13 protein-coding genes are annotated in these 16,556 nt (G+C 60.0%); 10 read left to right on the top strand and 3 right to left on the bottom strand.

The features are described 5' to 3' along the window. Positions 1-67: 67 nt before the first annotated feature. The 9 genes from CHY22_RS06940 to CHY22_RS06905 all read left to right on the top strand — a co-directional run bounded on the left by CHY22_RS06940 (position 68) and on the right by CHY22_RS06905 (position 12,049). A complete protein-coding gene (locus CHY22_RS06940) occupies positions 68-1,456 on the top strand; it encodes an MFS transporter (protein ID WP_158551176.1) in 1,389 nt (462 codons plus the stop codon). A 48-nt stretch (positions 1,457-1,504) separates the two neighbouring features. Further along, positions 1,505-1,627, top strand: a complete 123-nt coding sequence (locus tag CHY22_RS10270) for a hypothetical protein (protein WP_255413293.1) — start codon at positions 1,505-1,507, stop codon at positions 1,625-1,627. Positions 1,628-1,741: 114 nt separating this feature from the next. Next, on the top strand, positions 1,742-3,337 hold the full coding sequence (locus CHY22_RS06935) for a glycoside hydrolase family 28 protein (RefSeq protein WP_089573216.1): 1,596 nt from the start codon (positions 1,742-1,744) through the stop codon (positions 3,335-3,337). A gap of 131 nt (positions 3,338-3,468) precedes the next feature. Then, the gene (locus CHY22_RS06930) at positions 3,469-5,634 is read left to right on the top strand and encodes a pectinesterase family protein (RefSeq protein WP_089573215.1); all 2,166 of its coding nucleotides are present in this window, start codon (positions 3,469-3,471) and stop codon (positions 5,632-5,634) included. Positions 5,635-5,702: 68 nt separating this feature from the next. After that, positions 5,703-6,371, top strand: a complete 669-nt coding sequence (locus CHY22_RS06925; RefSeq protein ID WP_089573214.1) for an SGNH/GDSL hydrolase family protein — start codon at positions 5,703-5,705, stop codon at positions 6,369-6,371. A gap of 107 nt (positions 6,372-6,478) precedes the next feature. Next, the gene (locus CHY22_RS06920) at positions 6,479-7,714 is read left to right on the top strand and encodes a glycoside hydrolase family 88 protein (protein WP_089573213.1); all 1,236 of its coding nucleotides are present in this window, start codon (positions 6,479-6,481) and stop codon (positions 7,712-7,714) included. Positions 7,715-7,716: 2 nt separating this feature from the next. Continuing rightward, positions 7,717-8,634, top strand: coding sequence for a sugar phosphate isomerase/epimerase family protein (locus tag CHY22_RS06915; RefSeq protein ID WP_089573212.1), 918 nt, complete (start codon positions 7,717-7,719; stop codon positions 8,632-8,634). 50 nt (positions 8,635-8,684) lie between these two features. After that, positions 8,685-9,902 (top strand): FAD-dependent oxidoreductase, encoded by a 1,218-nt coding sequence (locus CHY22_RS06910; RefSeq protein ID WP_089573211.1) that lies wholly within the window; start codon positions 8,685-8,687, stop codon positions 9,900-9,902. A 197-nt stretch (positions 9,903-10,099) separates the two neighbouring features. After that, positions 10,100-12,049 (top strand): NAD(P)/FAD-dependent oxidoreductase, encoded by a 1,950-nt coding sequence (locus tag CHY22_RS06905; protein ID WP_089573210.1) that lies wholly within the window; start codon positions 10,100-10,102, stop codon positions 12,047-12,049. A gap of 138 nt (positions 12,050-12,187) precedes the next feature. Here CHY22_RS06905 and CHY22_RS06900 read toward each other — a convergent pair whose 3' ends face one another. Both CHY22_RS06900 and CHY22_RS06895 read right to left on the bottom strand, forming a co-directional pair. After that, complete coding sequence (locus CHY22_RS06900) at positions 12,188-12,829, bottom strand: RpiB/LacA/LacB family sugar-phosphate isomerase (protein WP_055309683.1); 642 nt, start codon at positions 12,827-12,829, stop codon at positions 12,188-12,190. Positions 12,830-13,036: 207 nt separating this feature from the next. Continuing rightward, complete coding sequence (locus CHY22_RS06895; RefSeq protein WP_089573209.1) at positions 13,037-13,846, bottom strand: gluconate 5-dehydrogenase; 810 nt, start codon at positions 13,844-13,846, stop codon at positions 13,037-13,039. Positions 13,847-14,293: 447 nt separating this feature from the next. On the opposite strand from CHY22_RS06895, the gene CHY22_RS06890 reads away from it, so the two are divergent. Further along, entirely contained in the window at positions 14,294-15,547 is a 1,254-nt protein-coding gene (locus CHY22_RS06890) for an ATP-binding protein (RefSeq protein WP_158548901.1), read from the top strand. A 223-nt stretch (positions 15,548-15,770) separates the two neighbouring features. Here CHY22_RS06890 and CHY22_RS06885 read toward each other — a convergent pair whose 3' ends face one another. After that, entirely contained in the window at positions 15,771-16,454 is a 684-nt protein-coding gene (locus tag CHY22_RS06885) for a DUF6198 family protein (RefSeq protein ID WP_089573207.1), read from the bottom strand. Between the last annotated feature and the right edge of the window lie 102 nt (positions 16,455-16,556).

The following is a 16,556-nucleotide window of genomic DNA, read 5'->3' as shown; positions in this document are numbered from 1 at the left end:
GCAGACAGACATCGGTATGGACTCCAATGTCTTGTTACAAGACAATCGAGAAAAGAGAGGGAGCTCGATGACTAACAAGATCGGTAAAAAGCGCAAGATCACATTCTGGACGCGCTTGGGCTTTGGTATGGGCGGCATGCTCAACTCCGGTGCCCTGAGCTTTACGCACAGCTACATGGTGCTGTTCCTGTCCACGGAGTGCGGTCTGTCCGCAGGCGAGGCTGCGCTGATCAGCTCGTTCGCCATCTATCTCAACGCCATTCTGTGCCCGCTCATGGGCTTTGTGGCCGATAACTTCTACGCTACCAAGATCGGCCGCATCTTTGGCCGCCGCCGTTTCTGGATCTTGCTGGCTATCCCGATGATGGTCGCCGAGCCGCTCATCTTTGTGGCTACGCCGTTTGGTTTCCCGTACTACTTTGTGTTGTACCTGATCTACAACGTCGCGTACACGTTCTGCACCGCCAACCTGTCGCCGCTTACCATCGAGATGACCGATGACTTCAAGGAGCGTACGTACCTCACTGGCTACAAGCACCTCTTTGGCAACGCCGCCGGCTTCCTGATGGCAGCACTCGTCGGCTTTGGCTTTGGCACCTTCGGAGAGACCAACCCGTTCAGCTATTTCATCATCGCTACGATTAACGCTTCGGTCATGGCAATCTCGCTGCTCTGCGTGTACCTGTCCACGTGGGAGCACACCCCCGAGGAGGTCGCTCAGGAGAAGATCGAGAGCGTCGGCGAGGGCATCAAGAAGTTCTTCATCGACGTTATCTCCACGTTCCGCAACAAGTCCTTCCGCAAGGTCCTGTATGCACAGGTCTCCACGAAGCTCGCTGCCGCCTGCTGGTCTGCCTGCCTGTCCTTCTTCATCGTCTACTGCCTGCAGATTCCTAAGTCCTACGAGTCCGTGATGGAGATGCCCGGCAAGGTCGTCGCTATCGTCTGCACCGCCGTCTGGGTTGCCCTCATGGCCAAGAAGGGCTTCCACAAGTCTTGGTACCTGGCAAACGTCGGTTGCGCCGCGTGCATCATCGCCTACAACTACTTCGCCTTTGGTCAGATCAACGGCACCTCCACGGTCGCCATCGCCATGATCGCTTACCCCATCATCTTCGCCATCTGGAAGTTCTTCTACGTTGGCTTCCAGTATCTGCCCGATGTTCTGCTCAACTACATCCCCGATGTCGATGAGCTCATCACCCTGCGTCGTCGCGAGGGCATCTACAGCTCCGCACAGCAGCTCTGCCAGCAGATCGCCCAGGCTGTTGCCGTCAACGTATGGGCTATCGTCCTTGCTGCCTCCGGTTTCATTCAGACCGCCGGCAACAGCGACGCCGTGACCCAGCCCGCCACCGTGCCTCTGTACATCTGCGGCTACATGCTCATCGGCTGCGCCGGCTTCTTCCTGCTCGCGGCCGTCCTTGCCCGCGGCATCAAGATTGACAAGGAGTAGTGTGACATCCTTTGCGACGAGATCCACCGTGTCAAGGAGGGTGGCAAGATGGCCGACGTCAAGCCCGAGGTCAAGGCGCTTTGCGAGGAGCTCTCCGGCTTTAAGTACGAGGACTGCTTTGCCCACAACAATGTTGGCTTCCAGGACGGCAGCGTAATTCCCGCCGAGTAGGGCAGGCGCATCGTCCAAACCACAGGGCCGTGCCACCGGAGATCCACCGGCGGGTACGGCCCTTTTTTAAAAACGAGTAGTATGAACTTCTGATTACATTTGAGGGAGAGACCCATGGAGACGAACGTTATCTGGCGCAATGCCCGCGCGGCCGTTATCGAGCTCGACGATGGCGGCTACTTTACCTGTGCCGATACGTGGGAGATCTTTGTCAACGATGAGCCCGCCGGTACCACGAATACGGTCGAGACCTATGTCGATGGCCTGACCCCCGGCAAGCGCAACCTGATCCGCTTTGTCTGCGGCGAGCGCGAGTTGAGCGTAGGCGTCACCACGCCGGCGGAGCCCTTTACCATCAACGTTCGCGACTGCGGAGCCAAGGGCGATGCCGAGCACGATGACACCACCAACATTCAGGCTGCCATCATGGCCTGCCCCAAGGGCGGGCGCGTGCTGATCCCCGCCGGCAACTACCGCATCAAGTCCCTCTTCCTTAAGAGCAATATCAACATCGAGCTTGCCGAGGGCGCGGTGCTGCTGGCCCGTCACGACCGCGCGGCGCTTGCCTACATTCCGGGCACGGTCACGGGCGACGAGGGCGCCGGGTATGCCGGCACCGATATGCTGCCCCTGGGCCGTTGGGAGGGCGAGAGCTTCTCGACCTACTGTTCGACCTTTACGGGCCTGAGCGTGCACGACGTGTGCATCTATGGCCGCGGCGCCATCGACGGCCAGACCGATTTTGCCGAGGACAACTGGTGGAACAAGGACTTTAAGAACGTCTTCCGTCCCGAGGAGGGCCGCGAGATCGCCCGCCCGCGCATGATCTTCCTGTCCGAGTGCGAAAACGTGAGTCTTGCCGGCTTTACCGTGCGCAACAGCCCGGCGTGGAATATCCATCCCATTCTGTGCGAGCACGTCGATGCCCTGTGCCTGTCCATCGAGGGTCCCAAGAACTCCCACAACACCGACGGTTTCGATCCCGAGAGCTGCGGTTTTGTTCGCATCCTTGGCTGTCAGTTCTCGGTGGGCGACGACTGCATCGCCATCAAGAGCGGCAAACTGGGCATTGAACCCGAGCTCCGTCCCGCCACGCACGACGTGCTGATCTCGCACTGCTACATGCACGACGGCCACGGCGCCGTGGTGCTGGGATCCGAGGCCGCCGGCGGCATCAAGGACCTCACCGTGAGCAAGTGCCTCTTTGAGCGCACCGACCGCGGCCTGCGCGTCAAGACACGCCGCGGACGCGGCAAGGACGCCGTCAACGAGGGCATCACCTTCGAGCACATTCGCATGGATAAGGTGCTCACGCCCTTCGTGGTCAACTCGTTCTACTTCTGCGACAAGGACGGCAAGACCGACTACGTGCAGTCTCGCGAGGCGCTGCCCGTCGACGACCGTACGCCCGGCTTTGGCGCCACGACGTTTTGCGATATCGAGGCCACCAACTGCCATGCGGCCGCGGCCTATATCACGGGCCTTCCCGAGAGCAAGGTGACGCGCCTGACGTTCCAGGATGTCCATGTGACCTTTGCCGCCGATGCCGAGCCCTTTGTGCCGGCCATGGCCTGCGGCGTGGAGCCCATGGTGCGCCAGGGCATCATCGCGCAGAACGTGAAAGTCCTCGACCTGCAGAACGTGCGCATCGAGGGTCAGGATGGCGACGAGCTGCAGCTGCAAAACGTCGACAAGGTTATCCGCGCGTAGGGTAGTGCTCCTGCACAAGTGAATACGGCATGTTGAGGCGTGCGACGGTCGGGTCTGCCCGGCTGTCGCACACAATCTATAGGTGCCGGCATTGCATGGTGGGCGTTCTGTGACAGAAAGCGTAATGACAGATGAGTGGTAAAGAGCAGCTCTTTGAGGTATCGCTCGAACGCGAAGGCGCGTATCGCAGCATTTCGGCGGCGCTCGAGGCGGCGGAGCGGTGCGTGTCCGATACGACCGTGCCGGTGCGTGTGCTGGTGGCGCCGGGCGAGTATCGCGAGCAGGTCGAAATTCGTCGTCCGCATGTGACGCTCGAGGGCGAGACGGCCGACAGCGTGCGTATCGTGGGAGGCCTGGGTGCCAAGATGCCTTCGGAAGATGGTAGCGGCCAGGATGGAAGACTCGGCACCTTCCGTACGTACACGCTGCTGGTCGATGCCGACGACGTGACGCTTGCGGGCCTAACAATCGAAAACAACGCCGGTGACGGTCGCGAGGTCGGCCAGGCGATTGCCCTGTATGCCGATGGTGACCGCCTGGTTGTCGATGCCTGCTGCATTAAGGGACACCAGGACACGCTCTTTTTGGGGCCGCTGCCGCCGCGCGAGGCCAAGCCGGGCGGCTTTATAGGCCCCAAGCAGTTCGCCCCGCGCCGCGTGGGGCGGCAGTATTTTCGACGTTGCCGGATCGAGGGCGATGTCGACTTTATCTTTGGCGGCGCGCGTGCCTACTTTGAGGGGTGTGAGATTCGCTCGCTCAACCGCGATATGGGTGTCAACGGGTATGTAACGGCAGCCTCCACGCCTCAGGGCGAGCCGTACGGATTTGTGTTTCATGGCTGTTCGTTTACAGCCGATGAGGGCATTGCCCCCGGATCGGTCTATCTGGGTCGTCCATGGCGCGAGTGGGCCCAGACCGTTTTGCTCGAATGCTGGCTGGGCCCCCATATTTCACTCGAGGGTTGGTGGGATTGGAATAAGCCAGCGGCACATGGCGGCACCCTGTATGCCGGCGGTGCCCTGTTTGGCCCGGCGGGTGATACTGCCGCTTGGGTGCCGTGGGCGCATTGCCTGACCGGTCAGGATTCCGAACGCTATGCACGTGACCGAGTGCTTGCCGGCACGGATGGTTGGGATCCCGAGGGCGGCGACGGTGATGCGGTAGAGACGGCCGGGCTATCCGCCAATGGCCGCACCGTGCACATCGAGACGTACTACGAGGACGAACCTACGCTGCGCGCCCAGCTGAAGCGCGAAGGGCGCTCGGCCGCATTTACGGGCAAGACTTCCACAGACTTTGAGGCATGGAAGGCTGCGACCAGGACTCGTCTGCACGATATTTTGGGTCTTTCGCTTATGGACCGCGCCCCGATTGAGATTCGTGAGCTCAATCGCGTGCGGGTTGCCGGCAGCATCGTGCGTACTCATGCGGTGTTGCAGGTTGAGCACGATGTGTGGATGCCGTTTTACCTGTTGGAGCCGTCCCGCCCCAAGCTTGACGAGCGGGGACTCAAGCGCTGCTATATCTGCCCGCATGGTCACCAGGGGGCGGGTGCTGCAAGCATAGCCGGCGTTGCGGGCGTGCCGGCGGTCGACGACGCCGTGCGTAAGTTCAATTACGACTACGGTCTGCGTTTGGCGCGCATGGGTTATGTGACCGTCTGCCCCGATGCGCGTGGTTGGGGATACCGTCGTGACTGGAAGGGTCAGGGCGACGACGAGAACAGCTACCTGCGCGGTACGTGTCTGAATCAAGCACGTATGGCCGAGCCGCTGGGTCTTACGGTCGCGGGCCTCAACGCCTGGGACAACATGCGCTTGATTGATTACTTGGAGACACGCGGTGACATTGCCATGGACGACCTGGGCTGCTTTGGTTTTTCGGGCGGCGGTTACATGACGTTGTACCTGTCCGCGCTCGACCCGCGCGTGCGCAAGGCGTTTGTCTCGGGCTATCTGTACGGCGTTGATGATTCGCTACTGCACCTCAACGGCAATTGCAGCTGCAATTACACGCCTGGACTCTGGCGTCTGCTCGACATGGGCGACATTGCATCGCTTGTCGCGCCACGGCCGCTCTTGGTTCAGAGCTGCGAGAAAGACCATCTCAACGGCGCCCGCGGGCTTGCGAACGTAGACGAGCAGCTCGATATCGTTCGCGACGCCTACGCGCTGCTGGGCAAGGACGAAAACCTTCTGCACGAGGTCTGCCCGGGTGGACACCACCTGGGCGTGGCGCATCTTGCCGAGGATATCGAATGGCTCGATTCGCAAGTTGCGGAATGCGCCCACGCATAGCCCCTCGGATGTTGCGAATGAACGGTATGTACCTGTAAGACCGCCGATGTGCGGGTGAGGAGAAGAATATGGAAACGAAAAACTTGAGCGAATCGACCATCTGCTGCTTTGGCGACTCGACCACCTGGGGCGATAACGGCTGCGGTGGGGGAGGCAACGATATCTCCTGGACTTCGCATCTGGGTGCGCTGCTGGGCGGCGCCACCGTCGAGAACTTTGGTATCAAGGGTTCACGCATTGCCGTTAAGGCCGACCGTGGCGATTCGTTTGTCGAGCGCTTGGACGGCATCGATCACACGGCAGATATCTGCATCGTCTTTGGCGGCGTTAACGACTTTAGCCGTAACGTGCCGCTGGGAGAGCTTGGCAGCACGGACGTGCACGAGTTCTACGGTGCGCTCGACTACCTGATCCGCACCATCACGGCGCGCTCGCCTCAGGCAAAGCTGGTGTTTATGACGCCGTGCAAGACGAGCGGCAAACACGAGAAGGATATTCCGGCAAGCAACGAGGCCAACCATCTGGGCCTGACGCAAGACGCCTATGTGCGCGCGATGCTGGAGGTCTGCGATCGCTACTCGGTGCCGGTGATCGACCTGTATGCGCAAAGCGGCATCAGCCCGTTTTTGCCGGAGCACAGCGAGCTCTACATGCCGGACGGTCTGCATTACAGCCCTGCCGGCTATGAGCGCCTGGCGCATCGCATCGCTGCGGGCCTCACCGCCGTTTGCCGTTAAAAGTTTGCCGTTCACGGGGATTATAGGGTTAACGTTCACCCTATAATCCCCGTTCGCGTTACACTAGGGGAAACGTTCACCCATCAATAACGTCAGAGGGGACAGCAATGGGTTGCAATCAGATTCTGGACCGTTATATCGAGCAGTTGATCGAGACCTCTACGCCTCAGGCGCCGGCCTGGAACATCGAAAAGCTTCGAGCCGGCAAGGAGAACACCTGGAATTACATTGACGGCTGCATGATCAAGGCACTCATCGAGCTGTACGAGATCACCGGCGAGCAGCGCTACCTGACTTTTGCCGATGACTACATCGATTTCTTTGTCCAGGACGATGGCACCATCAAGCATTACAATCCCCAGGAGTACAACCTCGATAACGTCAATGCAGGCAAGACCCTCTACAAACTCTATGACCTGGTAGGCAAGCCCAAGTACCGTGCCGCCATGGATACCATCTATCGTCAGCTCGAAACCCAGCCGCGTACCAAAGAGGGTGTGTTTTGGCACAAGGCCGTCTACCCCAACCAGATCTGGCTCGACGGCATGTACATGGCGCAGCCGTTCTACATGCAGTACGAGCTGAGCTTCCACAACCGCCGTGCCTGCTCGGATAGCTTCCATATGTTCCAAGTGGTGCACGATTTGATGCGCAACCCCCTCAACGGCCTGTACTATCACGCCTACGACGCGAGCCGCAAGCAGTTCTGGTGCGATCCCGTCACCGGCCTTTCGGCCAACTTCTGGCTGCGCGCCGAGGGCTGGTTTGCCATGGCGCTCATCGATACCTGGGAGCTCATGCCGCCCTCGATGTCGGCCGAGAAGGACGAGATCCGCAAGATGTTCCACGACCTGATCGACGCCATGCTGCCGTATCAGGACGAGAAGACCGGCATGTGGCACCAGGTCATCAACCTGCCCAACATCGCCCCCAACTATCTGGAGGAGTCGGGCAGCGCCATCTTCGCCAACGCCATCATGAAGGGCGTGCGCCTGGGCGTGCTGGGCGAGCGCTACTACCAGTACGGCCGCCGTGCGTTTGACGGCATCTGCGACACGTGCCTGTCCGAGCGCGATGGACAGCTGGCGCTCGACAACATCTGCCTGGTGGCGGGTCTTGGCAACACCGCGCACCGTGAGGGCACGTTTGGCTACTACATGAGCGAGCCCGTCGTCAAAAACGACGCGAAGGGCGTGGCGCCGCTGGTGCTCGCCTATATCGAGACCATGCATCATGACAAGTTGGCCGGTAAGCGCGATCCGCTCGCCCCCTCGGGTGTGTGCTCCATCGAAGACCCGTTTGGCGGATACACCCCGGGCATCAATGCGTGCAAGGAGGTCTAGGCATGGCGCAGTCAAAAGGAGCACTGAGCGTCGGCGTGCGCCTGCACGACCTGCCCGAGGGTACGGTCGAGGAGCGCATTCGCATGGCGGGCAAACTGGGTTTCTCGTGCATTCAGCTGCCGAGCAAAGTACTCTACAAGTCCTTTGGCATTAACCGTTCCGGCCTTACGCACGAACTCGCCGACCATCTGCGCGAGGTGCTCGCCGCCAGCGGCGTGCAGGTGGCGGTGCTCGGCTGCTATAAAAACCTGGCAACGCCCGATCAGAATCAACTGGTGGATACCTATGCCGAGTACGAGGCGTGCCTGAGGTTCGCGCGCTGGCTTGGGGGCTGTCCGGTGGGGACCGAGACGGGGCGCCCTAACGCGCAGAACAAGATGGCCGATGACCGTTTTTCGGCCGCTGCGCTCGATACGTTTTGCAAAGGACTCGCACGCGTGTGCTCGATGGCCGAAAAGGAGGGCGGCGAGCTTCTGATCGAGCCCGGTTGGAATGAGATCGTCAATACGCCCGAGCGCTGCCGCGAGGTTCTGGAGCGCGTTTCGAGCACCGCACTCGGCGTGATCTACGATCCGGTGTCGCTACTGCATCCCACGATCGTCGGTGAGGCTTCCGAGCAGGTGTCGCGCATGTTGCACCTGTGCGGCAGCAAGATTCGCGTGCTGCATGCCAAGGACTACGAGATCGTAGACAACGAGGACCAGGATGGCTGGTGTGATGGCTCGGGCTCTCGTTTGGTATGCCACGGCGCCTGTACGTGCGGAAACTTTGATTTTGAGGCTATTGCCGCTTGGGCCGCGGCCGCGCGACCGGGCATTATGACCGTTATCGAGAACAGCACACCGTCCACGGTCGAGCGTTCGCGCGACGAGCTGCTACGCATGGGGCACAGCGTGATGTGCGAGCACGTGATTCTGTAACGAAGCAGGTTGGCGAAAGAGATTGTCGTAGAGGTCCAGGAGAGGAACCGATGGCTATTCATATTGTTGAGGAAGCGAACCGTTGCCTTGGGTGCAAGAAGGCGTTCTGCCAGCTTAAGGGCTGCCCGGTGCAGACGCCTATTCCGCAGGTTGTCGATCTGTTCAAACAACGCCGTCTTGAAGAGGCGGGCGAGTTGCTGTTTCAGAACAATCCCATGAGCGCGGTCTGCTCCATGGTCTGCAACCATTCGGGCCAGTGCGAGGGCGCGTGCATCCAGGGCCGCAAGGGCACGCCGGTGCATTTCTCGAGCATCGAGAACTATATCTCGACCGCGTATTTGGACCGCAAGGAGTGGAAGCCCGCGCCGTCGTGCGGCAAGCAGATTGCCGTGGTCGGCTCCGGTCCTGCCGGCATTACCGTAGCCATTAAGATGGCCCAGCTGGGCTGTGCCGTTACGGTGTTTGAGCAGCGCCCCGAGATCGGCGGTGTGCTGGAGTACGGTATCCCCGAATTCCGCCTGCCGCGTTCGCTGGTGCAAAAGTACCGTCACGTGATGTGCTCGCTCGGCGTGCGCGTTCGCCCCTCGACCACCATCGGCGGCGCGCTGCATATCGACGATCTGCTGCGCGACGGCTACGATGCGGTCTTTGTGGGTACCGGTACCTGGCGCGCCCGCAAGCTGGGTATTCCCGGCGAGTCGCGTGGCAACGTGCTGTTTGGTATCGATTACCTGGTCGATCCCACGAGTGTGGCGATCGGGCAGAACGTGGCAGTCATCGGCGCCGGCAACGTGGCCATGGATGTCGCCCGCACGGCCCTGCGCTCGGGCGCTCGCAAGGTTACCGTGTATGCTCGTTCGCGCCATATCTCGGCTATCGATGACGAGGTCGAGCTGACCGAGCTCGACGGTGCCGAGATCGTGTGCGGCAAGGCAATCTGCGCCATCGACGATAACGGTCCGGTGTTCGAGACCGCTATCTTTGACGAGGACAACAACGTGGTGGGCTACGAGGAAGAGCTTGACCATGTGCCCGCCGACACGGTTGTGATTGCGGCTTCGCAGGTGCCCAAAGACAAGCTCGTGCTTACAACGGGTGGTCTGGAGACCGACCATCGCGGTCTTCTTTCGGTCGATGAGTGCGGTATGACCACCGTGCCGGGTGTCTTTGCCGCCGGGGACGTGGTCAACGGTCCGCTCACCGTGGTCCATGCCGTGGCCGGCGCCAAGCTTGCCGTCGAAGGCATGACCGGCTACCTGGGCCTCTAACTCATCCCACCCATCAGTTGCGGTGAAATACGGACTGTTTTGGCTGTCAAAGGCCTTATCTACTCCGTATTCCACCGCAACTTTTTGTGGGCTGAGTAAAAGCCGGGGGAGCGTGTACGGTCGGGTACAGCGCAGTTGCTGATACGATAAGTACGTTAGCAACTGCCGCCGAGCGGCTCAAACGAAAGGAACCCTGTATGGAGTCCTCCGCCTATCCAATGCTCTTTAGTCCGATCAAGGTCGGTACGACCGAGGTCAAGAACCGCGTCTTTATGCCGCCGGTATCTACCAACCTGGCCGATCACGGCTATGTGACCGACGACTTGGTCGATCATTACCGTGCCCGCGCCAAGGGCGGCGTGGGCCTCATCATCACCGAGGTCGTGACGGTCGAGCCTACCTATACCTATCTGCCGGGTGACATGTGCTGCTACGACGACACGTTTATCCCTGGCTGGGAAAAGCTCGCCGCCGCCGTCCACGAGTACGGCTGCAAGATCATGCCGCAGCTCTTCCACCCCGCCTACATGGCCTTTAACATTCCGGGCACGCCGCGCCTGATCGCTCCGTCCTTTGTGGGCCCGTCCTATGCCCGCGAGGCGCCGCGCCCCATCACGGTCGATGAGATTCACGAGCTCACGCATCAGTTCGGTGACGCTGCCGTGCGTATGCAGAAGGCCGGTGTCGATGGCGTCGAGGTCCATGCGGCGCACGCCCACGGTATGCTCGGCGGCTTTTTGACTCCGCTCTACAACAAGCGCACCGACGAGTACGGCGGCTCGCTCGACGCCCGCATGCGCTTCCTGCTCGAGGTCATCGCCGAGATTCGCGAGCGCTGCGGCAAGGACTTCATCATCGACGTCCGTATCTCGGGCGACGAGTACACCGATGGCGGCCTGACCCTCAACGACATGATCTATGTCTCGCGTCGCTTGGAGAAGGCCGGCGTCGACATGATCCACGTGTCGGGCGGCACTACCATCAAGCGCGGCTCCGCCATTCCCGCCGCCGGTACGCAGCAGGCCTCGCACGCCGCCTGCTCGCGCGAGATCAAAAAGCACGTCAACATTCCCGTCGCCACCGTCGGCCGCATCAACGAGGCATGGATCGCCGAGGAGCTGATCGAGGACGGCGCTGCCGACATTTGCATGATGGGCCGCGCCAATCTGTGCGATGCCGAGTTCTGCAACAAGGCTGCTGCCGGCAACGCCGACGACATCCGCCCCTGCATCGGTTGCCTGCGCTGCCTGAACGGTATCATGTTCGGCAAGCGCATCTCCTGCACCGTCAACCCGGATGTGGAGCGTGACGAGGCTGGCTACGAGCCTGCCGCCGAGGCAAAGAACGTGCTCGTTGTGGGTGCCGGTCCCGCGGGCATGGAGGCAGCCTACATTGCCGCCAAGCGCGGCCATAACGTGGTGCTCGTGGACAAGCAGGACGAACCGGGCGGCGAGATGCGCATCGCGGCCGTTCCGCCGGCAAAGCAGGAACTCACCCGCGTGATCAAGTACCAGTATCGCCGTCTTGCTGAGGCGGGCGTGAAGTGCGTCTTTGGTACCGAGCTTTCGGCCGAGGATATTCAGCGCGACTACGCGGGTTACGAGGTTGTCCTGGCCTATGGCGCCGAACCCATCGCCCCGGCCTTTATGCAGGGCTTTAAGCAGGTCATGACGGCTGATGACCTGCTGGGCGGCAAGGCTTTCCCGGGCAAGAAGATCGTCATTGTGGGCGGCGGCACCGTCGGCTGCGAGACGGCCGATTACCTGGCCCCGTTGGTCAACGATCTGTCGCCGGCAAACCGCGACGTCACCGTTATCGAGATGACCAAGACGCTCGCCGCCAACGAGGGCGGCGCCGGTCGCGCGGTCCTCATCACGCGTATGCTTTCCAAGGGCGTTCACGTGCTGACCGAGGCCAAGGTGACCGAGATTACCGAGGACACCATCAGTTACGAAAAGGACGGCGAGGTCCACACCATCGCCGACGCCGACACGCTGGTTCTTGCCATGGGTTACCGCCCCAACACCAAGCTGGCCGATGACCTTGCCGTTGCCGGCGTTGCCACCCACGTGCTGGGCGATGCCCAGAAGTGCGGCAACATCCGCGACGCCATCGGCGACGGCTACAAGGTCGCCTGCGAGCTGTAGGCTCTTGGCAAATAGGGGAGCGGCCGCCTTGCGGTGACTCAAGCGATAGCCAATCTAAAAAGGCGCCGCGACACATGGATCGTCGCGGCGCCTTTTGTCTGGCGGTTTGTTGGGGGTCGGTGCGCCCCGTGGGCCTTATTACAGGCCCAAGATCTCCTTGACCTTGGCGATGATGGCCTCGTCGGTGGCGTTGGCAAAGAAGTACTCCTGGAAGTGCTCACCAGCGAGGGCGCCCTTCACCAGATCCTGATCGATCTCGCCCAGGACGTCGACGAGCGGACGCATGGTCACAGCGCGCACGCCGTCGAGGATCTTCTTGTTGCGCTGCTCGGGCTCAACGCGCTCGGCGGGGTAGCCGTTGCCCGAGCCAAAGCCAAAGAGCTTCTCGAAGGTGTACTCGAGGTTGAGCTCCTGGCCCCAGCCGTTCTTGAGGGCGAAGGGCATGGCGACGGCATTGCCATCGTTGACCTGGGCAAAGGTGTAGGCATCCAGCGGGTCGGCAACATGGCCGCACAGCACGCCGGGGAAGGAGTTGCAGGCGAGCATGGCGCCCTCGCCGGTGCCGCAACCGGTCACGACGTAGTCGGCAGCGCCGGAGTTGAGCAGCACGGCGGCAAGAATGCCGTTCTGCACGTAGGTGAGGGGCTTGGAGTCGGCGTCGGCATACATGCCATAGTTAAAGACGGTGTGCCCCATGGGCTCGACAACCTTCTTAAGGGCAGCCTCGATCATAGGGTTCTTGGAGTTCTGAGAATTCTCGTTGATTAGAGCGATCTTCATTTGAGTCAACCTTTCAACTTAATCTTCCAGTTTTTTGTTTCTGTGCGCGGGCGGCGGCAAAGCCAACCCGCGATGAGCTATGCGGGCGGTCGGCAGTTAAGTCTGTCGCGAGTTCCGCACGCAAAGGAAAGCACTTAATGTGCTTTCCGTCTTGCGCAGGACTGTCCGAGCAGCAGACTTAACTGCCGACCGCCTCGCCCAGTTTCCTTATTGCGGCTGTTTGCCGATGTATGCGAGGATGCCGCCGTCCACGTACAGAATGTGCCCGTTGACGAAGTTCGATGCGTCGGAAGCCAGGAACACGGCGGGGCCCTTCAGGTCCTCGGGCGTGCCCCAACGGGCGGCCGGCGTCTTGGCAATGATGAACTGGTCAAACGGGTGGCGGCTGCCGTCGGGCTGCGTCTCGCGCAGCGGTGCGGTCTGCGGCGTGGCGATGTAGCCGGGCCCAATGCCGTTGCACTGGATATTGGCCTCGCCAAACTCGGAGCAGATGTTCTTGGTGAGCATCTTGAGTCCGCCCTTGGCGGCGGCATAGCCGGCGATGGTCTCGCGGCCCAGCTCGCTCATCATGGAGCAGATATTGATGATCTTGCCGTGACCCTTGGCGATCATGCCCGGCAGGCAGGCCTTGGACACGATGAACGGGGCATTGAGGTCGATGTCGACGACGCGACGAAAGTCCTCGGCGCTCATGTCGAGCATCGGGGTGCGCTGGATGACGCCTGCGTTGTTGACCAGAATGTCGGGCGTGGTGCCAAAATCGGCCTCGATCTTGGCGATGAGCTCGGCGACGACGGCCTCGTCGGTGACGTCGGCAACATAGCCGTGAGCATCAAAGCCCAGCTCGCGGTAGTGCTTCTCGGCCTCGGCAACCTTGTCGGCGTGACGGGCGTTAAAGGCGATCCTGGCGCCGGCTTCGCCGAGTGCCTCGGCTATGGCCATGCCGATGCCATAGGTGGCGCCGGTCACGAGCGCGACCTTGCCGTCTAGGCGGAAGCTGTCCATAAGGTTAGACATTACAATCCTTCCAAAAGAAACGTTCATCTATATAAGTCTTGCTTCTATTACAAGTTCAGTATAGGAGAAGCGGAGGAATTAAAAGTCAGGTTTTCCTAGAATCAGGTGAACGTTCACTTTTAAAAGGTGAACGGTTGTAGCCGCTCGTCGCGATATCTGCTACATGGAGTAGCGCCCGTGCGCATCGCATTTCTCCTCTCATAGATGCGCGGCGCAAGAGGTCCCGAGTTCAACACGAGCTCGGGGCCTTTTTGTTTGGATTACGGACGCATTGCCGGACGAAAACACTATGCGTTTGGTAAATAGTCGTATGAACGTGAAATTTGTATCTAGTTTCCGTACGCAAATAAGACGAAAACAGTTTGCGTCTGGTTCTAAGCCGTACGCAAATGTTTTTCGTCTTATAATACGGTTCAGATGAGCATGAAAAGGAGAAGGACCGTACGTATGGTTGTCAGAGAGAGTCCTACCGTCGAATACAAGGAAAGCGTAACGCCGACGTTTCTTAAAACGGTGAGCGCCTATGCAAACTACGGGACGGGCAAGATAGAGTTTGGCGTTGACGACGGTGGTGTTGCAGTCGGTCTTTCTGACCCGGTTGCGGAGTGTCTGCGCATCGAGAACATGATTAATGACAGTCTGGATCCTGCGCCTCGTTACACGCTCGAGCTCGACGAGAACCGCGGAACTGTAACGCTTACGGTTTACGAGGGGCAGGACAAGCCCTATCGAAGCAAGGGGAAGGCCTACAGGCGAAATGATTCGGCGACGGTAGAGGTCGACCGTTTTGAGTACGGCAGGCTGACGCTCGAAGGCAGCAATCTGACGTTCGATGCGCTCACCTCGGCTCGCCAGGACCTGAGTTTTCATACGCTCGAGCACAAGTGCATCGAGCATCTAGGCATTTCTGAGCTCACGTCGGATATCATGCGAACGCTTCGCCTGCTCGGCAAGGATGGCTATACCAATGCCGCGGCGATATTGGCGGATAACAACGAATTTCCGGGCATCGACTGCGTTCGTTTTGGCGACACCGAGGACGTGCTTTTAGATCGTGAGACGACGACGGGCCTGTCTGCAATTGAGCAGGTTGATAGAGCAGTTGCCATGTTCGCGCGCTACTATCGTTATGAGCGCATCGAAGGTGTCGAGCGTGTTCAGACCGACCGGATTCCCCTCGAGGCATTCCGCGAGGCAGTTGCAAACGCTCTAGTGCATCGGACGTGGGACGTGCAAGCGAATGTTCAGGTTGCTCTGTATGATGATCGCGTCGTTGTGACTTCACCCGGGTCGTTGCCCGCTGGCTTGACGACGGAGCAATACCTGTATGGACAGATATCCGTGCTCAGAAATCCCATCGTTGCCGAGGTCTTCTTAAAGTTGGACTATATCGAGAAGTTTGGAACGGGAATTGCGCGCATTAGGCGTGCCTATCGCGATTCGATTAATCAGCCGGTCTTTGATATTCGTGGCGGCGTGGTAGCTGTCGCGTTGCCCGTTACCGATGCCTTTGAAGGGTCTGGAGAAGAGGCTCAGGTTCTTAAGGCCTTGTCGGGCGGACGAATTATGTCGCGAAGTGAGATTGAGAAACAGACGGGGCTGAGCCGTGCGCGAACACTGTCCGCGCTCGAATCTCTGCTCAGCCGAAACGCGATCATGAAACAGGGGACAGGCCGCGCCACGAAATACGAGCGAGCGTAGTCCGAAAGACCTGTGTTACCAAGCAGGCCCCAAGCCGCGAATGGCTTGGGGCCTTTTGCATGCCGGCTGGCAATGGACCAATTTATGTCAAGTTATAGCAACATATAGCTCCGCTTGCGGGGTTTGCGACGGGCTATTCCTCATCGTCCGTATAGCGCGTGCGTCGTTATTTGCGACATCGATATGCCGGGCACTCGAGCCTCGTTTGCTCCGCGGCTGTTCGCTATTTGGCGCCAAACGCCATGCGGACGAATCGCTGGGCAAACAGCTTGTTGGCGAAGTTGATGATGTGGCCCAAGAACAGTGCCGAGATGGCGGTGGTTACGCCAAAGCCGCCTAAGTTGTGCATGCATACCAGCGACAGCGTGAGCGAGGCGGCGACATGCGAGCAATCGAACATGACCTTTACGTCTCCAAAACGGCGCTTGAGCTTTTCCGCAATGACCTGCACCAAGCCGTCGGGTGCGTTGGGGACAACGCCCATGTTGACGACGAGACTGACGCCAAATGCGGTGATAGCGAGGGAGAGCAGCATGGTCGCAACCTGCGCGGGGAGCGCCGTGGGATGCAGCGGGTTGAACGCCATGAACAGATCGGTGAAGCCGCCCATTAGCGTTGAAAAGCAAAGCTCGAGCAAAATGCGCGGTTGAAATTCGCGTCGCAAGATGGCGAGCTGCGCCGCGATGTAAGCGACATAGGTAGTTGTAATCCAAAAGCCGAGCGTCTTGCCCGTGAGCATGGATAGGGTCGTGGCAAAGCACGTGAGCGCGGCGACGCCCAGGCCAGATGCCGTCTGGAGGCTCATACCGAGTGCCAGCACGGCAACGCCCGCCAGATACATCAGCATTCTTATGACGGTATGACGCCAATCGATGTCTGCGCCATGCATGATGATGAGCGGTCGCACGCTGCTGCATCCTTTCGATTGAAGGATATTTAAAGAGAAATGTCTGACCTGGGCCGGCAAAAAGAGGGTTATCGGAGGCACTGCCTCAACGGCAGAAAAGCC

Source organism: Collinsella sp. TF06-26 (assembly GCF_002232035.1).
In the GTDB taxonomy this organism is placed as follows: domain Bacteria; phylum Actinomycetota; class Coriobacteriia; order Coriobacteriales; family Coriobacteriaceae; genus Collinsella.
The sequence above is the reverse complement of the archived record's forward strand: the minus strand, read 5'-3'. Positions and strand labels throughout refer to the sequence as shown.